Source organism: Streptomyces sp. SM1 (assembly GCF_002910825.1).
GTDB lineage: Bacteria > Actinomycetota > Actinomycetes > Streptomycetales > Streptomycetaceae > Streptomyces > Streptomyces okerensis.
In genome coordinates this window covers 1-336 of sequence record NZ_NEUB01000432.1, presented here as the reverse complement: position 1 = coordinate 336, position 336 = coordinate 1, and the positions used below count along the sequence as shown (strand labels likewise).

At 73.2% G+C, this 336-nt stretch carries 1 protein-coding gene; it reads left to right on the top strand.

Annotation, left to right across the window (positions count from 1 at the left end; translation table 11 throughout):
* Nucleotides 1-336, top strand: a 336-nt coding sequence (locus B9S61_RS10705; protein ID WP_146064785.1) for an acyltransferase domain-containing protein, incomplete at both ends; no start/stop codon positions are given.

Genomic DNA, 336 nt, shown 5'->3' with positions numbered 1-336 from the left:
GCTCGCCGCGCTCGGCCGCAAGACCCGCCGGCTGCGGGTCTCGCACGCCTTCCACTCGCCCTTGATGGAGCCGATGCTCGACGGGTTCCACGAGGTCGCCGCCCGCATCGTGCCGGCCGCGGCCACCGTCCCCGTCCTCTCCGACCTGACCGGCGAACCGGTCACCGCCGAGCAGTTCGGCTCTCCCGACTACTGGGTGGAGCACGTGCGCGGCACCGTACGGTTCCAGGACGGCATCCGCCGGCTGCAGCGCGAGGGCGTCACCGCCTACCTGGAACTCGGACCCGACGGCGCGCTCACCGCCATGATCCAGGACTGCCTGGCCGACACCGCCGG